This is a genomic window from Sporosarcina sp. Marseille-Q4943, from assembly GCF_943736995.1.
Taxonomy (GTDB): Bacteria; Bacillota; Bacilli; order Bacillales_A; family Planococcaceae; genus Sporosarcina.
This window is the reverse complement of sequence record NZ_CALSFT010000002.1, coordinates 947,358-968,001: the sequence shown is the minus strand read 5'-3', so window position 1 is coordinate 968,001 and position 20,644 is coordinate 947,358. Positions and strand designations below refer to the sequence as shown.

At 49.0% G+C, this 20,644-nt stretch carries 17 protein-coding genes; 3 read left to right on the top strand and 14 right to left on the bottom strand.

Annotation, left to right across the window (positions count from 1 at the left end; all coding sequences use genetic code 11):
• Positions 1 to 52: 52 nt before the first annotated feature.
• The 4 genes from NIT04_RS04650 to NIT04_RS04635 form a co-directional block, all read right to left on the bottom strand.
• Positions 53 to 1,243, bottom strand: a complete 1,191-nt coding sequence (locus tag NIT04_RS04650; protein WP_252502432.1) for a DUF418 domain-containing protein — start codon at positions 1,241 to 1,243, stop codon at positions 53 to 55.
• Entirely contained in the window at positions 1,240 to 4,959 is a 3,720-nt protein-coding gene (gene addA / locus NIT04_RS04645; RefSeq protein ID WP_252502431.1) for a helicase-exonuclease AddAB subunit AddA, read from the bottom strand. The genes NIT04_RS04650 and addA overlap by 4 nt, the downstream gene beginning before the upstream one ends.
• The gene (gene addB / locus NIT04_RS04640) at positions 4,937 to 8,428 is read right to left on the bottom strand and encodes a helicase-exonuclease AddAB subunit AddB (protein ID WP_252502430.1); all 3,492 of its coding nucleotides are present in this window, start codon (positions 8,426 to 8,428) and stop codon (positions 4,937 to 4,939) included. Before addB ends, addA begins: the two co-directional genes overlap by 23 nt.
• 487 nt (positions 8,429 to 8,915) lie before the next feature.
• The gene (locus tag NIT04_RS04635; RefSeq protein ID WP_252502429.1) at positions 8,916 to 9,539 is read right to left on the bottom strand and encodes a TVP38/TMEM64 family protein; all 624 of its coding nucleotides are present in this window, start codon (positions 9,537 to 9,539) and stop codon (positions 8,916 to 8,918) included.
• A gap of 152 nt (positions 9,540 to 9,691) precedes the next feature.
• Between NIT04_RS04635 and NIT04_RS04630 the strand changes: the two genes are divergently transcribed.
• Both NIT04_RS04630 and NIT04_RS04625 read left to right on the top strand, forming a co-directional pair.
• The gene (locus NIT04_RS04630; RefSeq protein WP_252502428.1) at positions 9,692 to 10,414 is read left to right on the top strand and encodes an AzlC family ABC transporter permease; all 723 of its coding nucleotides are present in this window, start codon (positions 9,692 to 9,694) and stop codon (positions 10,412 to 10,414) included.
• Positions 10,414 to 10,722 (top strand): AzlD domain-containing protein, encoded by a 309-nt coding sequence (locus NIT04_RS04625; protein ID WP_252502427.1) that lies wholly within the window; start codon positions 10,414 to 10,416, stop codon positions 10,720 to 10,722. Before NIT04_RS04630 ends, NIT04_RS04625 begins: the two co-directional genes overlap by 1 nt.
• Positions 10,723 to 10,826: 104 nt before the next feature.
• On the opposite strand, the gene NIT04_RS04620 is transcribed toward NIT04_RS04625, so the two are convergent.
• From NIT04_RS04620 to cccB, 9 genes are all read right to left on the bottom strand, one after another.
• A complete protein-coding gene (locus NIT04_RS04620) occupies positions 10,827 to 11,090 on the bottom strand; it encodes a CsbA family protein (protein ID WP_371922499.1) in 264 nt (87 codons plus the stop codon).
• 25 nt (positions 11,091 to 11,115) lie between these two features.
• Positions 11,116 to 12,294 carry a PDZ domain-containing protein gene (locus NIT04_RS04615; protein ID WP_252502426.1) on the bottom strand — a complete coding sequence of 393 codons (1,179 nt, stop codon included), beginning with the start codon at positions 12,292 to 12,294 and terminating at the stop codon, positions 11,116 to 11,118.
• Positions 12,295 to 12,462: 168 nt separating this feature from the next.
• The gene (locus tag NIT04_RS04610) at positions 12,463 to 13,905 is read right to left on the bottom strand and encodes a S41 family peptidase (protein ID WP_252502425.1); all 1,443 of its coding nucleotides are present in this window, start codon (positions 13,903 to 13,905) and stop codon (positions 12,463 to 12,465) included.
• Between the two features lie 71 nt (positions 13,906 to 13,976).
• Positions 13,977 to 14,573 carry a peroxiredoxin gene (locus tag NIT04_RS04605; protein WP_252502424.1) on the bottom strand — a complete coding sequence of 199 codons (597 nt, stop codon included), beginning with the start codon at positions 14,571 to 14,573 and terminating at the stop codon, positions 13,977 to 13,979.
• 1 nt (position 14,574) lies between these two features.
• Positions 14,575 to 15,228, bottom strand: a complete 654-nt coding sequence (locus tag NIT04_RS04600; RefSeq protein ID WP_252502423.1) for a hypothetical protein — start codon at positions 15,226 to 15,228, stop codon at positions 14,575 to 14,577.
• 216 nt (positions 15,229 to 15,444) lie between these two features.
• Entirely contained in the window at positions 15,445 to 16,731 is a 1,287-nt protein-coding gene (locus NIT04_RS04595; RefSeq protein WP_252502422.1) for a murein hydrolase activator EnvC, read from the bottom strand.
• A gap of 103 nt (positions 16,732 to 16,834) precedes the next feature.
• Positions 16,835 to 17,719 (bottom strand): permease-like cell division protein FtsX, encoded by an 885-nt coding sequence (gene ftsX / locus NIT04_RS04590; RefSeq protein WP_252502421.1) that lies wholly within the window; start codon positions 17,717 to 17,719, stop codon positions 16,835 to 16,837.
• Complete coding sequence (gene ftsE, locus NIT04_RS04585) at positions 17,709 to 18,395, bottom strand: cell division ATP-binding protein FtsE (protein WP_252502420.1); 687 nt, start codon at positions 18,393 to 18,395, stop codon at positions 17,709 to 17,711. Before ftsE ends, ftsX begins: the two co-directional genes overlap by 11 nt.
• 338 nt (positions 18,396 to 18,733) lie before the next feature.
• Entirely contained in the window at positions 18,734 to 19,063 is a 330-nt protein-coding gene (gene cccB, locus NIT04_RS04580) for a cytochrome c551 (RefSeq protein WP_252502419.1), read from the bottom strand.
• Between the two features lie 234 nt (positions 19,064 to 19,297).
• Here cccB and NIT04_RS19065 point away from each other — a divergent pair, with 234 nt between their 5' ends.
• Positions 19,298 to 19,420, top strand: coding sequence for a hypothetical protein (locus NIT04_RS19065; RefSeq protein ID WP_256470576.1), 123 nt, complete (start codon positions 19,298 to 19,300; stop codon positions 19,418 to 19,420).
• Between the two features lie 44 nt (positions 19,421 to 19,464).
• Here the strand turns inward: NIT04_RS19065 and prfB are convergent.
• Positions 19,465 to 20,566 (bottom strand): peptide chain release factor 2 gene (gene prfB / locus NIT04_RS04575; RefSeq protein ID WP_252503190.1). Its coding sequence is split into 2 segments (ribosomal slippage): positions 19,465 to 20,493 and positions 20,495 to 20,566, totalling 1,101 coding nucleotides; the frame shifts between segments, so codons are not numbered across the junction.
• Positions 20,567 to 20,644 lie beyond the last annotated feature (78 nt).

Genomic DNA, 20,644 nt, shown 5'->3' with positions numbered 1-20,644 from the left:
AATATTTTCATTTAACTAAACGAAAGCAGTATTTCAATCACATACTACAATTCTACAAAGCTTGCTCTTTCTCCTCTTTTTTCGGCATGTTTTCCCCATACGTCCCTTTCCGCCAAAGCCATTCGAAAGGTCCCATCCGGAATTTCAACAACCAGAGCTCCGCGAAGATGACTTGGATGGCAAAAATGCCGACAGCAATCATCGTACCTGTCTCCAAATCCACTTTTCCATAGAGCCCGAAACCGTAGCCGTAAAAGAGGAGCGTCGCGATAATCGACTGCATCAAGTACGTCGTCAACGACAATCGCCCCGCCTTCCCAATCGGCCGGAAGATCGTCCGGAAAATAGGCAACGTACAGAGCAGAATGATGACGCAGGCATATCCAATCGCCAATATAGGGCCGCCGATCAGCTGCTGGATCAATCGATTGTAAAATTCATACCCATCGATATACGGCCATGATTTAATGAAAATCCCGGCTGCTAATGTAATAATGCCGACAACGGCAATTCTTCCTTTCATTTCAGCCGCGCGTTCAAACAGGTTCCACTTCGAGAAAGCGGCACCGAGCATAATCAATGGCAGCACCATGAAAATGCCTAAGAACGAGTTCGTCAAGCCGATGATGAGCCACTCCGACATCCTGAAGATGAGCGCTTCGCCGTACGTTCCATGCGCATATGCGGTAATCGCCAATTCGATTTGCTGGATATCGACAAACCCTTCCATCAACTGATTCGGGTCAAGCTTCGTCAAAATATAAATTCCGACGATGAACAGGACAGTCGGAAGCAAGTAGACGATAAGCGCTATCGAAAGAAGCCATTTTTTCGGAACTCTGACGACCGCCAACATGATGAAGCCCATAAGCGCATACGCGAATAAAACATCTCCCGACCAGATGAACAGCGCATGAATTAGGCCGATTCCCATGAGAATCGCCATTCGTCTCGCCATCATCGGCACGTATGATTTCCCATTCGCTATCGCTTTTTCATATTGCATATTCAAACCATATCCGAACATCATTGCGAAAATCGGGTAGAAACTCGCTTCTACAAATAGATTGATCAACTTGTAAGATGCCATATCACTCGGCGTGCTGAAATAAGTATATGGATCTATATAAAAATAAGGTGAATGGAAAGTGAGCATATTCGCGATGAATATGCCGAGGAGCGCAAAGCCCCTCAGTATATCCAACGATTCAATGCGGTTTCCAATCGTAGGTGTTGCGTTCAAACAGATTCCTCCTGAACATGCATAATCCTCTCCCCGTCAAACAAGTAGAGGATCATTTCTTTTATTGGTATTCCCGCAATCGATTCGATCGCTTTTTTGTAAAGGCTCAATTGGATGCCGTACCGCTTTTGCATTTCAACTTGAATCTCTTCATCGGATCTGAATCTTCCTCGGATTCTGTCCGTTTTATAGTCAAGCAGCACCCAGCCATCTTTTTCTTCGAACAGGCAGTCGGCGATCCCTTGTAAGATTTGGTGGTCGCCGTCATTTGCGTCGAATGCATACGTGAACGGCACTTCCTTCAGCATCCTTGGAGATCCGCCCATCCTCTTGTACAGCGGCGTCTCGAAAAATCGGACGACTGCTTTCACGTCGACTGCATTCGCCTCTTCCACCGTCAACAATTGGCGTGTCGTCAACTCGGTGACGAACCGATCCACGTCTTGCACTGTATGCGTCTTCGACAGATCGACATGTTGCATGATCGTATGCATCGCCGTACCGATTTCCGCCCCCGACAGCGCCCTTGATTGCATGAACGCAGGACGGTCATGTAAATAAGGAGTGCTCACTTCATCATCCTTCGTTGAGAAGAAGTCGTCAAAGTCCGGTTCCCTCTCGAGCAGCGCCACCCTTTTCAAGTCGCTCACCGTCTGCTTCGAACGCTTCTCTACGCTAGCCATGTACGGATAGACATAGTCGAATCTCCGCTTCACTTCATCGGACCACTCTGCGTCGATAACATTCTCCGTTCGCGCCGGTGCCGGTCTGTCAACGGTTTCCTCCTCTTGTTCTTCCATCGTCAAGAAAGAAGAAACAGGATACGCCGTTATTTCCCACTTCGACGGATCATCGACGGAACGGCCGCCATACATGAAACCGAATTTCTCGAAATCCGGATGGCGTGCAATGGCAGGACCGATCCAATCCAAATAGCCGTTTGCACGAGATCGTGTATATTCCGGAAGCATTTCGCCCGCCTCGATAAGTTGCGCATCTTGCCAACTGCCGATCGACTTTTCAATATCTTTAATGGTGGCAATCAATTCAAGATGCTCCTTCGCCCTCGTCATCGCCACGTAGAGCACGCGCATCTCCTCCGCCCGCATTTCGAGCTCCTTCTTCTCTTTCATCGCTAAAAACGGAAGGGATGTATACGTAATGCGCAGCTCCGGGTCGATCGCCTTTACCGCCAAGCCGAAATGCTGGTCGAATAAATAAGGTTCATTGAAGTCCATCTTATTGAATTGCCTGCCTGCTCCCGCTACGAACACGTACGGGAATTCAAGCCCTTTCGACGAGTGGATCGTCATGATCCGGACGACATCCTCCGTTTCACTTACGTAACGGGCAGCACCGAGATCATCTCCACGCTTCTGCATCCGGTCGATGAACCGAAGGAAACGGAAAAGCCCGCGGAAGGACGTCTTCTCATAATCGATGGCTCGGTCATGCAGCGCGCGCAAATTCGCTTGCCTTTGCTTCCCATTCGGCATCGCGCCAACCATTTCATAGTAATGCGTATCGGCATACACTTGCCAAATGAGCTCCGACAACGAACCCCGCCGAGCGAGATTGCGCCAGTCCTCGAACATGAGGAAGAACCGTTGCAATTTCACTTGCGTTTCCGCGGCAATTCCCGCTCCGCCTGTCGCCATGAACAGTTTCAGCGCTTCGTAAAACGGCTTGTTTTTTGCGGCGAGCCGTACTTGCGCCAACTCGTTTTCCGTCATGCCGACGAATGGTGCACGAAGGACTGACGCGAGCGGGATATCCTGATACGGGTTGTCAATGACACGGAGCGTGTTGAGCATGATCATCACTTCGATCGCCTCGAAATAGCCGCGCGACAATTCCGCGTAGATCGGGATGCCCGCAAGCTTGAACTCTTCGGCGATTTCTCCTGACCACGTCATCGAGCGCATAAGGATGACGATATCCCGGTATTCGAGAGGACGCCTTTTATCCGTGAACGCATCTGTCACTTCTGCGCCCGAAGCCATCAACTCTTTAATTCTCCGAATCATATACCTTGCTTCTGCCTGAGAGCTTTTCAAGCTTTGCCCTGTCAGCTCCGTCGCCTCATCTTCGATATCATCTTCGTCCGCCTCGTATAACAACGTCAACGCGGCAGGCGTTTCCTTTTCCGGATAACGGGCGCCGTATTTCAAAGCGGCGGCTTCATCGTATTCGACTTCGCCGACCCGCTCCCCCATCACTTGGGAGAAGATGAAATTCGTCGCATCCAATACTTCCTTCCGGCTTCGGAAGTTGGCATTTAAATCGATTTTCAGACCATTTTCTCCATCATCCGACGTAAATCGATTGTATTTCCCAAGAAATAACCCAGGTTCCGCCAATCTAAAACGATAAATCGATTGTTTCACGTCACCGACCATAAACAAATTCCCGTCCGCCTCGCTGCCACGCTTCACGAGCTGAATGATCGCCTCTTGTAGCAGATTGACGTCCTGGTATTCATCGACGAGGACTTCCGCGAACCTGTTCAAATAATCGACCGCGATATCGGACGGCACAAGCTCCCCGTCCTTCTCCGCCGCAAGGATCTGCAGCGCGAAATGCTCAAGATCCGAGAAATCGACGAGTCCGCGGTCCATCTTGACTTCTCCGTACCGCTTCCCAAAATCGATGACGAGTTCGACAAGCGTATGCATCATCGGCGCCATGAGACGGATTTCATCCAGTAGACGCTTCGGTGTCCTTGTAAAATACGACTCTTTCAATGAATTGACGATTTTCTTCACGGAATCCCGGAGCGATTTCGCCCGTTTCGCCAATTCCTCATCGCATGTGTTTTTCCGGATCGTGCCCGCCTTCACCCATGTGAGCGACCCGAAAAACGCATACGTCTCTTCCCATGTTCCTTCTTCTACCCGCCGCTTCGCCTCCCGGATCCATTGCAGATCCGCATCAGCTGTAGCAGCTAACGGCTCGGGACCTTCAGGCATTAATGCAATCCGCTTCATATCTTCTGTCAGATGGATTGCTTCCTCAAGCGTATGGCGGATCGCAGTTTTCAACGGGCCGATGAAATCGAGTTCGTCGATCGTCACATCGTCATCCAACTCATATTGCATAGGAATCATTCGTAGCCATCTTTCTGGTGACGGATGCACCCGCGAATAGTCGTACAACCTGTCGATGAGCGTCTCGATCGACTGGTCGTTCCTGTCCGATGTGAAGCTGTCTGCAAGCCGGTACATCGCTTCCGGATTGTCTGCGTTATAAGCATCCTCAAGCACTTCACCGATCGTATCATCGCGCAGCAATGCTGCTTCCGTGCTATCCGCGATGCGGAACCCCGGATCGATGTCGATCAAGTATGCATATTGGCGGACGACGTTTAGACAGAACGAGTGCAATGTGGAAATCTGCGCTTTATTCAATAGGCTTAACTGTCTTCTCAAATGGATGGAGCCAGGATTTTCGGCAATCGCCTCTTCCAATGCTTCTGCCATCCGGTGTCGCATTTCTGCAGCCGCGGCATTTGTGAATGTGACGACGAGCAATTCGTCCACATCGATCGGATTGTGCTCGCTCAACACTTTCTCAATCATCCGTGTAATGAGCACCTTCGTCTTCCCGGAACCGGCCGCAGCCGAGACGAGCACATCTTTCCCGGATGCCCATATCGCCTTCCACTGGGCGTCCGTGAACGTCACGTCCGCCGGTTTAACTGGAATGTTCATCATCATTCACATCCTTCCGCATCATTTCAAGGGATTGTTCCGGGTTTAAGCTTTCATAGTGCCGGTATTTCTGCTCGGGATTCGTCGGGTCGAACTGGCATACCGAACGATACGAGCAATATTGGCACGGCATTTTATCCTTCAACCGGTACGGATACACCCGGGCATCCCCCGCAAGCATTCCATCTCCTGCCTGCTGGTGACGCTGTCTCACGAACTTCCGGACGACTTGCAGATCATCCGGCGACAGCACTTTTGAAGCTTTCGTAAATGTCCCGTCCGTCTTCAATGCGGCCGGAATGACAGTCGACGACTTGCCGAGCTGCGCATCCATCCCCATGACGACCTCGGGATCATCGAGCAAATAGCCTCTCATTTTATAGGATTTCAATATCTCTTCTTCAATCAAATCTTCTGTCAGCTCGAGCTCCGTGCGGATCATCGGGTTATGGACATGCAAGTAAAGCACTCCAGCGGGATCCGCCTTGAACCCGATCCACTCCTCCGCATGCTCGACGGCGACATCGAGATACGTCAGCATCTGCAAGGAGATGCCGTAATAGACGTCTGTCAGATCCAGCTGCTTGGAAGATGACTTGTAGTCGACGATCCGCACATAATTCTTTCCGTCGATTTCCGTCGCATCGACCCGGTCGATCCTGCCGCGTAAATTCATTTGATTCCCACGGCGGAGCGGAATTTCAAGAGGTGGCAGCTGCTCACCCGGTCCGAATGCCGCTTCGATGGCAATCGGACGGAACATGCTTTTTGTCGCTTGTTTGCCGAGCGCAAAAATCGTGCGTGTCACGATATGCGTCAGTTTCCGGCGAATATAATGATAGCGGCTCGTCGAAAGTAAAATGCGGTTGAAGAACATCGGCGCAATATGCTCCATCGCGTCCCGCGCCAATTGCCAGCATTGCTCCTTCGACAACTCCGTCCATGACCTTCCCGTCCGGTTCATTTCATCCGAAACCCATTTCAGCGCAGCATGGAACAGATCGCCGATCGATGGCGCCTCGAGTGTAAATTCCATCCGCTCTTGCAGCCCGAGCCCGTAAGAAGCGAAATGCTGGAACGGGCAGCTGTAATACGATTCGATTCTTGATACGCTCGAGACGAATGTCTTGCCATACAAGCCTTCCGTAATAGCTGGCGCGAGCCGCTCCGTTTCATTGCGGTCCATCAGCGGCTTCGTAATGTATTGCAAGACGGACGACCATAATGGGTCATCCTCGTAATATGCGAGAACTGCACGCCATTCGGCTGCAAGCTCGCTCGTCTGCTCCGCTTCCTTCACTTTCATCGATACGTAAGGGAGCGCTGTACGAGGGTGGATAATATAATCAGCTTGCTCCTCTTCATTCAGCAATTCGGACAGATCCGACACCGCCAACTGCAGCCCGATCCCTGGTAATAGTTGCTGGATGCGAGGGATGTATAGCGAAGGCAAAAGCGACTTCCCTTCCTCATCCGCAATTGGATACGAAATGAAAAGCTTTTCCCTCGCCGAAGTGAACGCACGGTATGCCATATACGATTCATCCATGAGCTTCATTTTCGAAGATGGGGCAAGCTCCAGTCCGCTCATCGCGAACCATTCCCGGTCAGAGTCGGATAAAATCCCCTCGGCATCGATCCGTTGAGGCAGGACGCCGTCATTGACACCGATGACGAAGCCAACCTCAATTTCCATGAGACTCGCGAGCTCGATCGTCGTCACCGTCACTTGATCGAGTGACGGCGGAATGCGGGTGAATTCAAGCGTATCGAACCCTTCATCCAAAATGCGCGCGGCTTCCTTCAGCTCCATCTCCTTGTCCCCGAACATGAGGACAAACTGGTCAAGGACATTGATCCATGAATCCCAAGCCTGTTCATGCTCAGTCGCGTTCAACAGACGGCCCGCACGCTCCTCCTCTGCCCGCAAGTCGATGATCTTATCGAATACTTGCAGCGATTCCATGAATAAAAAGAGCGACTCTGCGACATCCCGTCCATTTTTCGAACGCTTCAGCCTGCCTTCGAACTGTGCAAGCGGCTCCCGGATCAGATCGCGAATCAAATGCAGCTCCCGCTCCAACTCCAGTTCCTCATCGGTCTGCACGGTCGTATGCAATTCCAAACCACGATATCGCTTCACTTTCCACCTGGCTTCATCAAACCACCGATTGCCGTAGATTCCATTCGCAAGTACGTAATTTTCCAGACGATCCGCGCGCTCCCGCCAAAGGAGCTTATCTTCCCGATGCGGAAAGAACAGATCCGTCTTCACCGCGCGGAATACCGATTCATATGACCAACCCGACGTTACCGCTTCAAGGACGGACCTTGTAAATTCGATAAGCGGATGGTGGAGCATCGGCTTTTTCCGGCTAATGAAGACCGGGACATCGTATTGTGAAAATATCGTTTCAATGAGTTCATCGTATTTATCCGGCTGCCGGTATAAAATCGAAATCTCCTTATACCGTCCACCCTTCATGACGAGTTCGCGGATTTTTCTAGCCACTGCATGGATTTCCGCACGCCGGTCCGTCGCTTCAATCAAGGAAACCGCCGCTTCAGAAGGCCTTTCCTTCGGAGGATATTTCTCGAACTCGTTCTCGAAATGGCGCAGCTCGTCATTTTTGAACCGGAGAGGTACACTCATGTGAATTCCCTCTTCGATGTCGACCGCTTCATTGCGCGCAATCTCCCGGAGCTTCAATGACGTGCGGACAGGATTGAAGAACAGCTCATGATCCGCATGCCCCGACAAATCGGATTCCATCGGCAAGACGACCGTCACCCGATTGCCATGTTTCATCAGTTCGGTGATGATTTCATATTCCCTCGCTGTGAAACTTTCAAATCCATCTATATAAATATGTGCGCCTTTTATAAGTTCCGAGTGTTTGATTTGGGACGCCAACAACGCCAAATGCCCTTCACTGTCGACATAGGACGTGCCGAGGCGCTCCTCGATTTTCGAGAGCAACAATGAAAGATCGCTCACTTTGTCCTGCAAAGTCCTCGGGGCATCCGCTGTAGCCAGTTGTTGGCGGAACTCGGCCAACGTTTCCCGGTCGAGGCAATAGCGGCTGAACTCTTTCATGAGATCGCCGATTTTTTCCGTGAAGCCCCGCTTATTCGCAGCTTGCTTGAACAGCTTCAGCTCCTCCCGGTTCTCCTCCAGCACACTCCGCACGAGCATCCTGTACCCGAACCCGTCGACTTCCTTCCGCGTAATGCCGCCTGTTTCCTGGAGCACCCGCCACGCAAGCCGCTTGAAAGTGGAAACTTGCGCGCGGATCAATCCATTCAGGCCGAAATTCACCGACAAGCTCAGTTCCATGGAATACGACATCTGATCTGGCACGATCAGGATGACTGCTGGCCCCAATGGTTCCCGTTCAAGCTCCGCTGCAATCTCCCGCTCAATGACCGTTGTCTTCCCCGTCCCGGCTCGTCCGGTCACAAAACGCAATGTCATGGCACTTTCCCCCTTCCTGCAAAATAAAAATTCCTATCATCCTTCCCTTCATTGTACCGAAAGTTTAGGAGGACAGGAACTATTAACTTAATTTAGCTGGAGTCTTTCACTTCTATAGGATGCGGGATAAATACTAGATTTTCAATTAACTTAGCAGGGAACACCCTGCTGAATTAAGTTAATGCCCCCGGCGGATGTCACAGATTTTGAAAGGAGTTAATTGCGCAAGCGCAATTCAAAATCTGGACGCACTTACGCCAAGGCGCAAGTGATTTAATTGATTCATTGATTTGTAAAATGCATCCAGCGCGACGAGCTGAACCCCGGATTGAAATACCCCCGCGGTCCACGAAACACGCATAAATGCATTTATTCACGCATAAACCGTTAAAAAAACGCATAAACCGCTGCAATTGCGCATAAATCCGATTTCTCACGCATAACGCGCTAAACTCACGCATAAACGGAGAAATTCACGCATAACTACTCAATCTTTCTCTTCCTCTTGAAAAATCGAACTCGATTCCTCTTCCACTTTCCGGTCGAGCCGCTTCTCCAGCCACTTCCCTACACCCCATAACAGAACGATGATCCCGGCGACTATTCCCGTCCGCACAGGTTGCGTGAACAGCGCCTTCAAATCATGACCGATAAAGCTGATTGTGAAAATCATGACGAACTTCCCCGCCATTAATATAACCAAGTAGTTCTTCTTCTTCATATTCGACAAGCCCGCCACTAGATTCACAAGCGCGGAAGGCGTAAACGGAAAACAGATGAGCAGAAATAGCGGTCCGAACCCGTTCCGCTCCACCCAGCCGATGAGTTGCTGCACACGCGCATTCCTCGTCAAAAAGCGCAAAAAGCGGTTACGGCCATAATTCCGGACAATCAGAAACACGACATACGAACCCGCAACGGTACCCGCCCACGACAAAATGAAACCGTACCAAAGCCCATAAGCGCCCGCATTCGCAAACACGAACACAAACAGCGGCAAAAAAGGCAAAAAGGACTCGATGAAAGGCAAAAGCAGACCGATAAACGGCCCCAACGCCTTATACTGCCCCGACAATTCAACAATCTTATCAACATCTAACCATTCATCCATGTGCAACACCCTCGCCTATCAACAATCGACCTATCCGATCCCTGCTATTAATATATACTCTCGAATATTCCCTTTTCCCTTATAGAATAACACCAAAACGTCAAAATATAGTATAATTTCAATCATACATATTTAGAAAGATGTGACAGCTCATGAAAAATCAATTCATTGCCGGCCTGAAAGCGGGACTCAGTATCGCAATCGGCTACTTCCCGATCGCCCTCACATTCGGATTGCTCGCCAAAACAACCGGCCTCTCTCTCATCGAAGCGACCGCCATGAGTATATTCGTCTACGCCGGTGCAGCCCAATACATATCGCTCAATCTGATCTCATTCGGAGTTGACCCATTCACGATCGTCATCAACACATTCATCGTTAACATCCGCCACTTCCTAATGACGGCTTCGCTGAATGAAAAGATGCATCGCGCGCCGAAATGGGTGAAGGCGATCTACTCATTCGGCATCACAGACGAATCGTTCTCCGTTCTGGCGACAGGAAAAGAAGGGAAAATCCCGACTGCCTATGCTTTCGGCGTAACAATCATCGCCTACGGCAGCTGGGTCATCTTCACAATAGCCGGCCACCTTGTCGGCGCCACTCTGCCCGAATTCCTGCAAGTTGCCATGTCCATTGCCCTGTACGCCATGTTCATCGGCCTGCTTGTGCCCGCCATGAAAGGGAACCGAAAAGTCGTCATGCTCGCTGCCGTCGCAGCCGCCATCCACTGCATCATCTATATCGGCGACCTGCTTTCCACCGGCTGGGCGATCCTCGTCTCGACGCTCGGTTCGGCGATACTCATTGAAGTCATCTATGCACGGCGCGGCAAAAACGCTCACGTCCTGCACAAGGAAAAGGAGGGATACTAATGGGACCGACATATTGGTGGATGCTTTTCGGAATGGCGATCGTCACCTACATCCCACGAATGGTGCCTCTCACATTCCTCGATGGAAAGGAGCTGCCCCCGATCGTTAGCGGCGTGCTCAGCAACATTCCTTACGCCGTACTCGGGGCGCTCATCTTCCCGGCGATCATTTTCGTCCAGGAAGGCAACATCCTGTTCGGCGTCATCGGCGCTGCGACAGCCTTTCTCATCGCATTTCTAGGCGGCGGTGTCATGCCGGTCGTCCTCGGCACGATCGGCGTACTCGCTATCTACAGCTTATTTATGTAATTCTTTATTTGTCAATCGCGTCAAAGAGTGTGAACGCTGCGCGAACCCGCGGACCTCCGCAATCACCAAAAAGCCGCTCCATCACCGGAGCGGCTTTTTCTTATTCATTCATCCACCTGATCTTCTTGCCTCTTCGCCCTATTCACCATCCGCGTCGCGTACCAGAAACCGACCGTCAGCGAAAGCGCGTCCGCCGCGTACAGGATCCAGTTATGCGTGTAACCCGCATAAACCGATGCCGCGATGAGCGCAATCGTCAAGGCGAGCCCGACGAGATGATGGAACGTGACTCGTGTGAAAAACACGACGAGCAATCCAGGCAGGAACAAGGCGAGCATCAATTTTGTTTCCAATGTGGCGATATCCATTTTCCACCAAACCTTCCGAATAGGATCAACGGACGACGAGCAGTCCTAACCGGTGATGATCATGACGATAGAGCACTTGCTGCATGAGCCGCACTTCACCGTCGCGGCCGATCACTTGCAGACGGCAATGGGCTGCATTCACTTGAATCGCATCATACAATTCCTTTTCATTCGACACTTGGATGCCATTGACCTTGCGGATGCATTCCCCTGGAACCAATCCGAGTTTTTCACCCGGCGAGTTCGGCAAAATTCCCGCTATGATGACACCCGTCGATTGTGGTGCAGCAGCGAATCCGCCTTTTTGTTCCCGCACAGCGACTATAATCGAGAGCATCACCCTGCCGACAACTCCGATAATCAAAGCTGCCCACCCGAGGATCGGCATCCACCATGCAAATGCCCCAACTAGAACGACAACGACCCCAATGACGGTGATCGCTTGTCCAATTTTCGGGAACAACACATCCGGAAAGCTTGCCCGAGCGACTTGAGAGAAGCCGATAATGATCGGTACCGGAAGTAAACTGAAAACGGTCGCCCCTATCGTAAATTGCGGCCAATACGGCGCGAATGCCGACAGCAACTCCCCTGGCACGATAAAAACAATCGGCAACAGCCAAAGCCGTTTGCTTTTGTATGCAGCCGCCCGCAAACCGCGGTTCGTCTTCGTCAAGAACGGAGAAGAATAGGCGGCAGTATGCCGGCGGACGAGGAACCCTTCCACTATGAGGAAAAGTCCTGCAATGACAGGAACCGTAAGTGCCATGTCCCCGAACAGATCGACGTCACCAACCGACCACCCTCGATACGCCAAAGTGTCGGTACCCGGAATCCATTGCTGGAGAGCATACAAGCCGAAAAATGCAATCGTTGCAAAATAGATCGGTGATGCTGCCTGATAATAAAACGAGATCATCGACAAAATGGCGACTGCCGAAAAGAGCACAATCCAACCGACATCAACGGACAGACCGATTCCCGATATTAACACGGATACGATCAACGCCGGAAGCCATGATTCGGCGAGCACCCTTTTCATTTCCGTCAAGCCGGGGTGAAGTCGCACAAGGAAACTGCGCCGCTCACGTTTCACCCGGAAATACCCTAAACCAACCGCTGCCACTACGGCAACCAACCAAACTGGATTCAGGAAAAATAGTGCAATAGCTTCTAACAGATCCATTAGTACTTGTTCACTCATCAACTGTCACCATCCCATCCCCGAAAACATGATTATTCCCTATTGTATCAAAAGAAACGTCTCACGTGTGAGACAGCCGAGAAATTTTCTCTGAATTGAGTCTTCTCTTCCAGGTAATTACTACTATTCTCAATAAAAAAACTCCCTGCAGGTGCAGGGAGGAACAATTCAATTACTCAACAAATGATGCACATATCCAATCGCGACTTGCAGCTGAATATCATTTGCTTTATCTTTTCGATAATTCTCAACCCGTTCACGGATTGCCGCGAAGAATTTGCGGTCCATGATGCTCTCGGAGGACACTTTTGCATCTACCCGGAATTCGTGGACGGCAATAGCTGTCGACTCGTCAAAATAGCCGTCGTCCCGTTCGAGCGAATAGCCGAGGCCCGCCAACAACCTTTGAGCGTATGCGATATCCTCATGATAATCACCGACAGCATAGACATCTGTCGAGAATCGGATATGCTCTGTGAACAGCTTGTTTTGCTCCGACTCCAAATCGACACCGACGCCTTTTCCATGGATCCACGTCTCTTTCGGTGTGAGCCATTTATGGGTCGACAGTTTCATTTCTCCGCCATTCGAAAGCTCCATCGTATCTTGGACAGTCCCTTTTCCGAAGCTCACCTTTCCTATAATGAAGCCTCTTTTCAAGTCTTTCAATGCGCCGCTTAGCACTTCGCTCGCAGATGCGCTCCCTTTATCCTGAAGCAAGACGACAGGGATCTTTTTCAGTTTTTCATCAAACTTGAAATTCTCGGAAGGCTCCACGACGAGCGGCGTCAATTGGCCTTTTGCATTTTGCATATAGGCGAAGACCGAATCCTCCTGCAATAAACTTCCTGCAACTTCACCGACCGCGCGCAAATAGCCGCCCGGATTACCGCGGACATCGATTACAAGTGCCTCGGCACCGCCTTTGATCATTTCATCGGTCGCCTTCTTCCATTCGGCAGCCGTTTCATCACCGAACATCGTCAACGCTATGTAACCGAATTTCGTGCCCCTTTCCTCCATCAATTCAGCTGTTACCGTTTTCACTGGAATGACGTCACGCATCACTTTCAACTCAAGATGCTTATTCAAGTCAGGCCTGTAAATCGTCATTTCCAAGGCGGTCCCTTCCTTGCCCCGAATCTTCTTGACGACGTCCTGCAACGTCAAGCCACCTAGTGCTTCCCCGTTAATACGCACGATCTCGTCATAAGGCTGCAGCCCCGCTTTTTCAGCAGGAGACCCTTTAATGGGTGCAACGATAATATACCTGCCGCCAGACCTCGTTATTTCCGCGCCGATTCCGACTTTCTCTCCGGCGAGTGATTCCCGATGCGACTCGGCCTCCTCCTCCGTAAGATAAGTGGAATATGGATCGCCGATGACATCCGCCATTCCTCGCAACGCGCCTTCAATGAGCCTGTCCCCTTCGACCGGGTACACCGCTTTCTCCTGGATGAGGCCATACGCTTCGTTAATGACGGGAAACGCCTCTTTCAATGTCGAATCCGCCCTTTTTCCTTTATCCGACGAGCAACCGTCCAACACTAGAAATACGCCTGCCGCCATTACCGCTAATATCGCAAAAACTAAAAACCGGCTTCTGCGCATCGATAACATCCCTCCTCCGTCCACTATATGAACGGGATGGGCATGTTACGACAACAGAAATCCGGCTTTCCTCAATCTAAATCATCAATGAGTGTTTCCAAAGTTGCTTCATCCATCGGCCCTTTTACGATTTGGGAGATCGTCCCATCCGTATTCAGCATATAGGTCGTTGGAATTTGGAACACTTGATATTCCTCTCCGACAATCCCTGTTTCATCCAACGGAATCTTAAACGTCAATCCGTATGAATCAATGAATTCCCGCACAACTTTCACGCCCCGGTTCTCACTGCTCGTCAAATTGACAGCGACGATTTCCACATTATTCTCTTCCGCAGAATTCCGGTAGTAATTTTGCATATGCGGCATTTCCGCCTTGCATGGCGGACACCATGTTGCCCAGAAATTGAGAACGACTTTTTTCCCTTTCAGTTCGGACAATTTGAGCGTATCGCCATCCAATGTCGTCAATTCGAAGTCGGGCGGGAGATTTCCGAAGTCCAGTCCGACTTCACCTGCTGCAAATTCCCCTGATCCGTCCTTCGATTCGATAAGCACGTTGGACTTATCAATCGGATCCGCTTTTTTTAAATTTTCGTTGACCATGATTACGACCATCGATCCGATGAGCAACGCGGCGATTACGTAACCGATCACTTTCTTATTCATCCTATTTACCTCCGTCTGTTTGTTCAAATGTAGGTCCCTTCACAAAAAGAACCGTGAAAAATAAGCCGATCAGCAACGTCACAAGCAGTGGCGGATTCATCAAACCTTTCGGCTGGATGGAAGCGACAAAGACATGGGCTGCAATGAACAGCAAAGATAGTTGAACGATATGGCTTCCGCTTGAATGTGAGTTTTTCCAAATGAAAAATAAAAGTCCTAGGAAGATGACAGCCGTTCCAACACGTGCAATCAAGCTGCCTTCATTCAACAGCACCATCATCACTTGGAAGACGGCTTGGACAGAAACAGCGCCTATAAATAGGACGACGAACATATCCTTATCAATTCTGCCTTTCCGCCAATCGACCCACATCTTGAACGCGACGATGGCCAATCCAAGGATGAAACCGAACGTCCCTCCGTTGAAATAAAGAAGTGCGAACGGTGCCTTGATGACAATCTTGAAATCGGTAATGATGACCGACAACTTCCATATAATGATGATATAAAAAATGGCGTCCCCGAACCGGCTTGCGGGCTGTTTGCCGAATTTTAGCCGGATAGCAATATATGAAAGAATGAATGCAATCATGAGAGCGACCCACGTTGACGGGGCCGTGAAATTACCGATTAAAAACAGTTTTGTGACAGTCATCCGAGGTTAACCCCTTTACTCCGTATATGGTAATGCTAAAGGAAAAAAATCGATGTTGCGAGCATAATGCTTCCAGTATCGCGTACAAATGGGAAGACTTTGTGAACTTGCAGTAGAAGGTGAAAATATCATTCAGCGCAAGCCTGAAAAGGACCACAAAAAAAGAACTGCACCTCAGATTGATGACCAATCGGGGTACAGTTCTAAAAGTTTTAGTTAAAATGATACATATCGTAACGGATTCACAGCGCTCGGACCGGATGCCGTCCAGTTCCCAATGTGCATTTCGAAATGCAAGTGAGGACCCGTGGATGCTCCCGTATTGCCGATAGCTCCGATATAGGTGCCTTTGTCAACAACTTGTCCGCTGCTGACGCTGATTTTCGATAGATGGGCATATACTGTCGTGAAGATGCCGCCGTTTGTTGAATGGGTAATCATAATGACATTCCCGTAGCCTCCCATGCTCCCCGCATAGGAAACGACTCCGTCCCCGGCCGCTACGACCGGCGTTCCGATCGGTGCTGCAATGTCAGCTCCACGGTGTTGACGCTTCGTACCATAGATTGGGTGTATCCGCCAGCCGAACGAAGAGGAATACGTTCCATTCGCCGGTCTCGTCCAGAAGCCGTTTGATACTTGCGGCAATGCGCCCGGTTTTTTCGCTGCAGCCGCCTCTCTCGCTTTCCGTTTGCGTTCTGCCTCTTTACGAGCGATTTCCGCCATACGTTTCTGTTCAGCGATTATTTTCTTCTCCAACTGTGCATCGACTTCAATTGCTTCGTGGAATTCCTTCTCTAATTGTTTCTTTTCCCTTGAAAGCCTTTCCTGCTCCGCTTCCAATTGATCAATCACTTTATTTTTCTCTTTTTTCTTCGACTGAAGGTTCGCTTTCAATTTCTCAAGCTGTGCTTTACTATCTTTCAGTTCACTTAATTTCTTCTCAACGAGAGCTTTTTCCGCTTCCAGCTGCTCGATATCTTCCTGCTGTTTTCGCATAATATCGCGGTCTGCATCCATCAGCGATGTGACTGCTGAAAAACGGTCGATGAAATCTGCGAAACTGTTTGCTCCGAGCAGGACGTCTATATAATTTACATCGTTGCCCTTCACTTGCATTGCACGCACCCGTTCCCGAAGGACGACGTCACGTTCAGCGATCTTATTCTCAAGATCCTCGATCGATGCCTTCAAAGCATCGATCTCTTCATTCGTTTTGTTGATCTTAGTAATGACACGGTTCATATTTGCGTTCGTTTCTTCAATTTCTTTATTCAAGGCACTGATTTGTTTTAAAAACTTATCAATTTCATTCTCAGTCGCCTTGATCGCATTCTCTTTATTATTCATACTGGATTTCAGATTTTGCTTTTTCTGTTGGTTCAGCTTTTGTTCCTTCTTCAAATCATTCAATGAACTTGCCAAAGCCCCTGATCCGCCTACAACCGACGTCAACAGGAAGACGATAGCAAAACTTGCCATAATCCATTTGCGCTTGTTCAACTTCTTATTTCCCCCTTTAAGCTAATGCTGCAGGTTGTTTCGATCACAATCAGGCCGTTATCAGGGGACCCTACAGCACTCCCCGCTTTTGTTTGACAGCCTATTAGATTCTAAGAAATTTACGGACAGACATGAAACTGCCCCATACGCCGATAAATACGCCCATGAATAGTAGAAGCCCATTCACTTGGAGAATGAAAGGTGTAGCATTCAATAATTGGAATAATTCATTCTGCAATCTAGGCTGCCATTGTGTATAAAGCTCGTAGTATGAAACGGAAATGACGACCATTGGAATAATCGACCCGAGAATACCTAGCCACACACCTTCGAGTACAAATGGGATTCGCACAAAGCTATTCGTGGCGCCTACGAGTTTCATAATCTCAATTTCTCGTCCTCTCGCAACAATTGTGAGACGGATCGTATTTGAAATTAAGAACATAGCAGTGAATAATAGGGCCAAAATGAGCACCATTCCAATGTTTCTGCTCATATTGAGTACATTGAATAATTTCTCAATTTTCCCTTCACCATAGACGACTTGATACGCGTTGTCGTACGATTCGATCTTCTTGGCGACTTCAGCCGTCTTGTGCGGATCTGTCGCTTTTACATAGAGAGCGTCCCCTAATGGATTGCTCTGTTTATAAAGGTTCAATTCATCCCCGAAGGAACTAATCATCTTGTCCAATTCTTCGTCCTTGGACGCATGTATGACCTCGCTTACACCGGGTGTTTTCCGGACTTGCTTTTCCAACGTTTTCACAGCCTCGGCATCTGCAGCCGGTTCCGTGATGACTTTAATTTCTACATCGTTCTCAATATTATCCGCCAACTGGTTCAAGTTCATCATGATAACGATGAACACCCCGACGAGCAGAAGTGTGACGGTAACCGCACTGACAGAGGCGAACGTCATCCAGCTGTTCCGGCCGAGGCTTTTCAGGCTTTCTCTGAGATGCCGCCCCATCGTCCTAGCTTTCATAATCGTATACCCCTTCATATTCATCTCTTGTGATCATGCCGCCATCCACGACGATGACCCGATGTCTGATTGTATTTACTATCTCTTTATTATGCGTGGCCATGACGATTGTCGTGCCTCGCGCATTTATCTGTTCAAATATCTTCATAATTTCCCAAGATGTATCCGGATCCAGGTTACCTGTAGGCTCGTCCGCTATGACGACCTTCGGGACATTGACGATCGATCGGGCTATGGAAACCCGTTGCTGTTCGCCGCCCGATAACTCATTCGGGAACATCCTCGCCTTTTGCGTCAATCCGACCAGCGCCAACACATCATTCACTTTTTGGCGAATCTGCTTCGGTGATTCCTCGATCACTTCAAGCGCAAATGCGACATTCTCGTAAACATTCAATTTAGGAAGCAGTTTAAAGTCTTGGAAAACGACGCCGATCTGCCTTCTCAAATAAGGGACTCTCTTATTCCTCAACGTCGCAAGATTTATGCCGTTGATGATTATGTCGCCTTTTGTCGGGGATTCCTCGCGATACATCATTTTAATGAACGTCGATTTCCCCGCTCCGCTAGGTCCAACGACATAAACGAACTCGCCTCGACCAATTTCGACGTTGATGCCGTTCGCAGCAACGACCCCGTTCGGGTATTTCTTATAAACATCTTTCATTACAATCATGTAAAAACCACCTGAATCGTATTGTATTCCTCATTTTTTGCCGACAAATTCATTATAACATGTATAGGCTTGCTAAGTATTACAGATATGTTTCATTTGGCCCAGCACGATTCAACAATATAATCACTTGAACTGTCAAATTCCCACGAAAGGCGCGAGCTTCCCTTTTTCACTATGAAAACAATAGTAGATTTTTTGATATAAAGCATGGAATTCAGCATATTGAGCCACTGCTATGTAATATCCCTGCAATAGTAAGGGTATGAATTTCCAATTGGTTTTCATCCACATAAAAAAACGCAACAGGTTTGTTATGACCCATTGCGTTTTCAAATAACTTATTTCTTTTCAGCTAGCCATTTTGTAACAGCATCCAATTCTTCCCCTTGGATCAATCCACCTGGCATGCCGCCCTGACCGTTTTGAATAATGTCATGGATTTCCTCTTCAGAAAGCTCTGATCCGATGTTCGCCAATGCCGGTGCATTTCCGCGTCCTTCAAGATTGCCGCCATGACAAGTCGCGCAACTCTTTTGGAAAACTTTATCTGCATCTACGGCAGCTGTCTCACCGTTTCCGTTGCCGGAGTCGTTTGCATTGTCTCCGCCTCCACATGCGCCAAGTACAAGCGCCGCACCAAACATCATTGCTACTAGCTTGTTCTTCATTGTTGTTTCCTCCTGTCAAAAAGTTATGCTACATCCCCTAGTATACCAAAGGATTGGGATCCAACACCGTGAGGTACGGTGCCCATTTTTATCAAATTGATGACAAAATGGAAAGTTTTTCACCAATCGGTTTTCCTCGCCTTTACCTTTTACTATACACATAAAAGGGAATTTCAAAACTTCATTGGCACTTGTGTAGTTCGTTAGTCACGAAATGACAATAAGTCTTGGGAAATGATTGATAAATGTCAGGAAATGAACGATAAGTCGGAGGAAATGATTGATATCCAATGGCAATTGATCGATAAATCCCGGGAATTGATCGATATCATAAATACGGCATTTCAATCTTGTTGAACAAAACAAAAAAAGCGCACCGGAGTGCGCTTTTTTTGTTTTCATTATGAAATTTTCGAACGTAAATATGCGTTAATGAACATATCGATTTCCCCGTCCATTACTGCACCGACATTTCCGGACTCCTCGTTCGTACGGTGATCCTTCACCATGGAGTACGGGTGGAACACGTAAGAACGGATCTGGCTGCCCCAGCCGATCTCTTTTTGCTCGCCACGAATTTCAGCTAGACGAGCTTCTTCCTCTTCAACCTTTATTTGATAAAGCTTCGCTTTCAAGAGGTTCATCGCACGCTCACGGTTTTTGATTTGTGAACGTTCTGTTTGACACGTCACAATCGCCCCCGTTGGAATATGCGTAATCCGTACTGCGGAATCCGTCGTATTGACGTGCTGGCCGCCCGCGCCGCTTGAACGGTACGTATCGATCTTCAAGTCTTCCGTCCGGATTTCGATATCGATGTCTCCGTCGAACTCAGGCATCACTTCTACAGAAGAGAAGGACGTGTGGCGACGGCCGGAAGAATCGAACGGCGAAATACGGACGAGGCGGTGGACGCCTTTTTCCGCTTTCAAATAGCCGTACGCATTATGGCCTTTGATGGAAAGCGTCACGGACTTCACGCCGGCTTCGTCCCCAGCTTGATAGTCAAGCGTCTCCACTTTATAGCCTTGATCCTCTGCCCATCTTGTATACATGCGCAGCAGCATGGAAGCCCAGTCTTGTGACTCCGTTCCGCCTGCGCCTGAATGGATTTCAAGGACGGCATTGCTGCTGTCGAACTCGTCGCTCAATAGCATTTGCAAGTCGAAGTCTTCCATTTTTTTCTTGAACTCTTTCAACTCGGAGACCAATTCTTCTTGCAGCTCTTCGTCGGCTTCTTCACGAAGCAATTCAAGCGTCATCTCCAAATTTTCCTGCGTGTCGTTCAATTCGTGGAATGAACCGACTGACGCCTTCAATGCATTCGATTCTGAAATGACTTTTTGCGCGTTTTCCTGGTTATCCCAGAAGCCTGGCTCCAGCATCACTTCGTCCAATTCTTGCATACGTGCCTCTTTGTTTTCTAAGTCAAAGAGACCCCCTGAAGTCCGCTAATTTCTTAGCTGTTTTGTCTAGCTCGTTCCGCACATCGGATAATTCCATCATAGTTGTTCCTCCTGAAATATAAAACTGAGATTGCCTTCTGCTTACTGCTCGTAACGCTACGCTTTTACTCGCAAA

Coding starts and splice junctions, on each gene's coding strand:
- addA (WP_252502431.1), bottom strand. CDS start 4,959: ATGATGATGAACATTCCAGTTAAACCGGCGGACGTGACGTTCACGGAC.
- addB (WP_252502430.1), bottom strand. CDS start 8,428: ATGACATTGCGTTTTGTGACCGGACGAGCCGGGACGGGGAAGACAACG.
- NIT04_RS04635 (WP_252502429.1), bottom strand. CDS start 9,539: ATGGATGAATGGTTAGATGTTGATAAGATTGTTGAATTGTCGGGGCAG.
- NIT04_RS04630 (WP_252502428.1), top strand. CDS start 9,692: ATGAAAAATCAATTCATTGCCGGCCTGAAAGCGGGACTCAGTATCGCA.
- NIT04_RS04625 (WP_252502427.1), top strand. CDS start 10,414: ATGGGACCGACATATTGGTGGATGCTTTTCGGAATGGCGATCGTCACC.
- NIT04_RS04620 (WP_371922499.1), bottom strand. CDS start 11,090: ATGGATATCGCCACATTGGAAACAAAATTGATGCTCGCCTTGTTCCTG.
- NIT04_RS04615 (WP_252502426.1), bottom strand. CDS start 12,294: ATGAGTGAACAAGTACTAATGGATCTGTTAGAAGCTATTGCACTATTT.
- NIT04_RS04610 (WP_252502425.1), bottom strand. CDS start 13,905: ATGCGCAGAAGCCGGTTTTTAGTTTTTGCGATATTAGCGGTAATGGCG.
- NIT04_RS04605 (WP_252502424.1), bottom strand. CDS start 14,573: ATGAATAAGAAAGTGATCGGTTACGTAATCGCCGCGTTGCTCATCGGA.
- NIT04_RS04600 (WP_252502423.1), bottom strand. CDS start 15,228: ATGACTGTCACAAAACTGTTTTTAATCGGTAATTTCACGGCCCCGTCA.
- ftsX (WP_252502421.1), bottom strand. CDS start 17,719: ATGAAAGCTAGGACGATGGGGCGGCATCTCAGAGAAAGCCTGAAAAGC.
- ftsE (WP_252502420.1), bottom strand. CDS start 18,395: ATGATTGTAATGAAAGATGTTTATAAGAAATACCCGAACGGGGTCGTT.
- cccB (WP_252502419.1), bottom strand. CDS start 19,063: ATGAAGAACAAGCTAGTAGCAATGATGTTTGGTGCGGCGCTTGTACTT.
- NIT04_RS19065 (WP_256470576.1), top strand. CDS start 19,298: ATGATTGATAAATGTCAGGAAATGAACGATAAGTCGGAGGAAATGATT.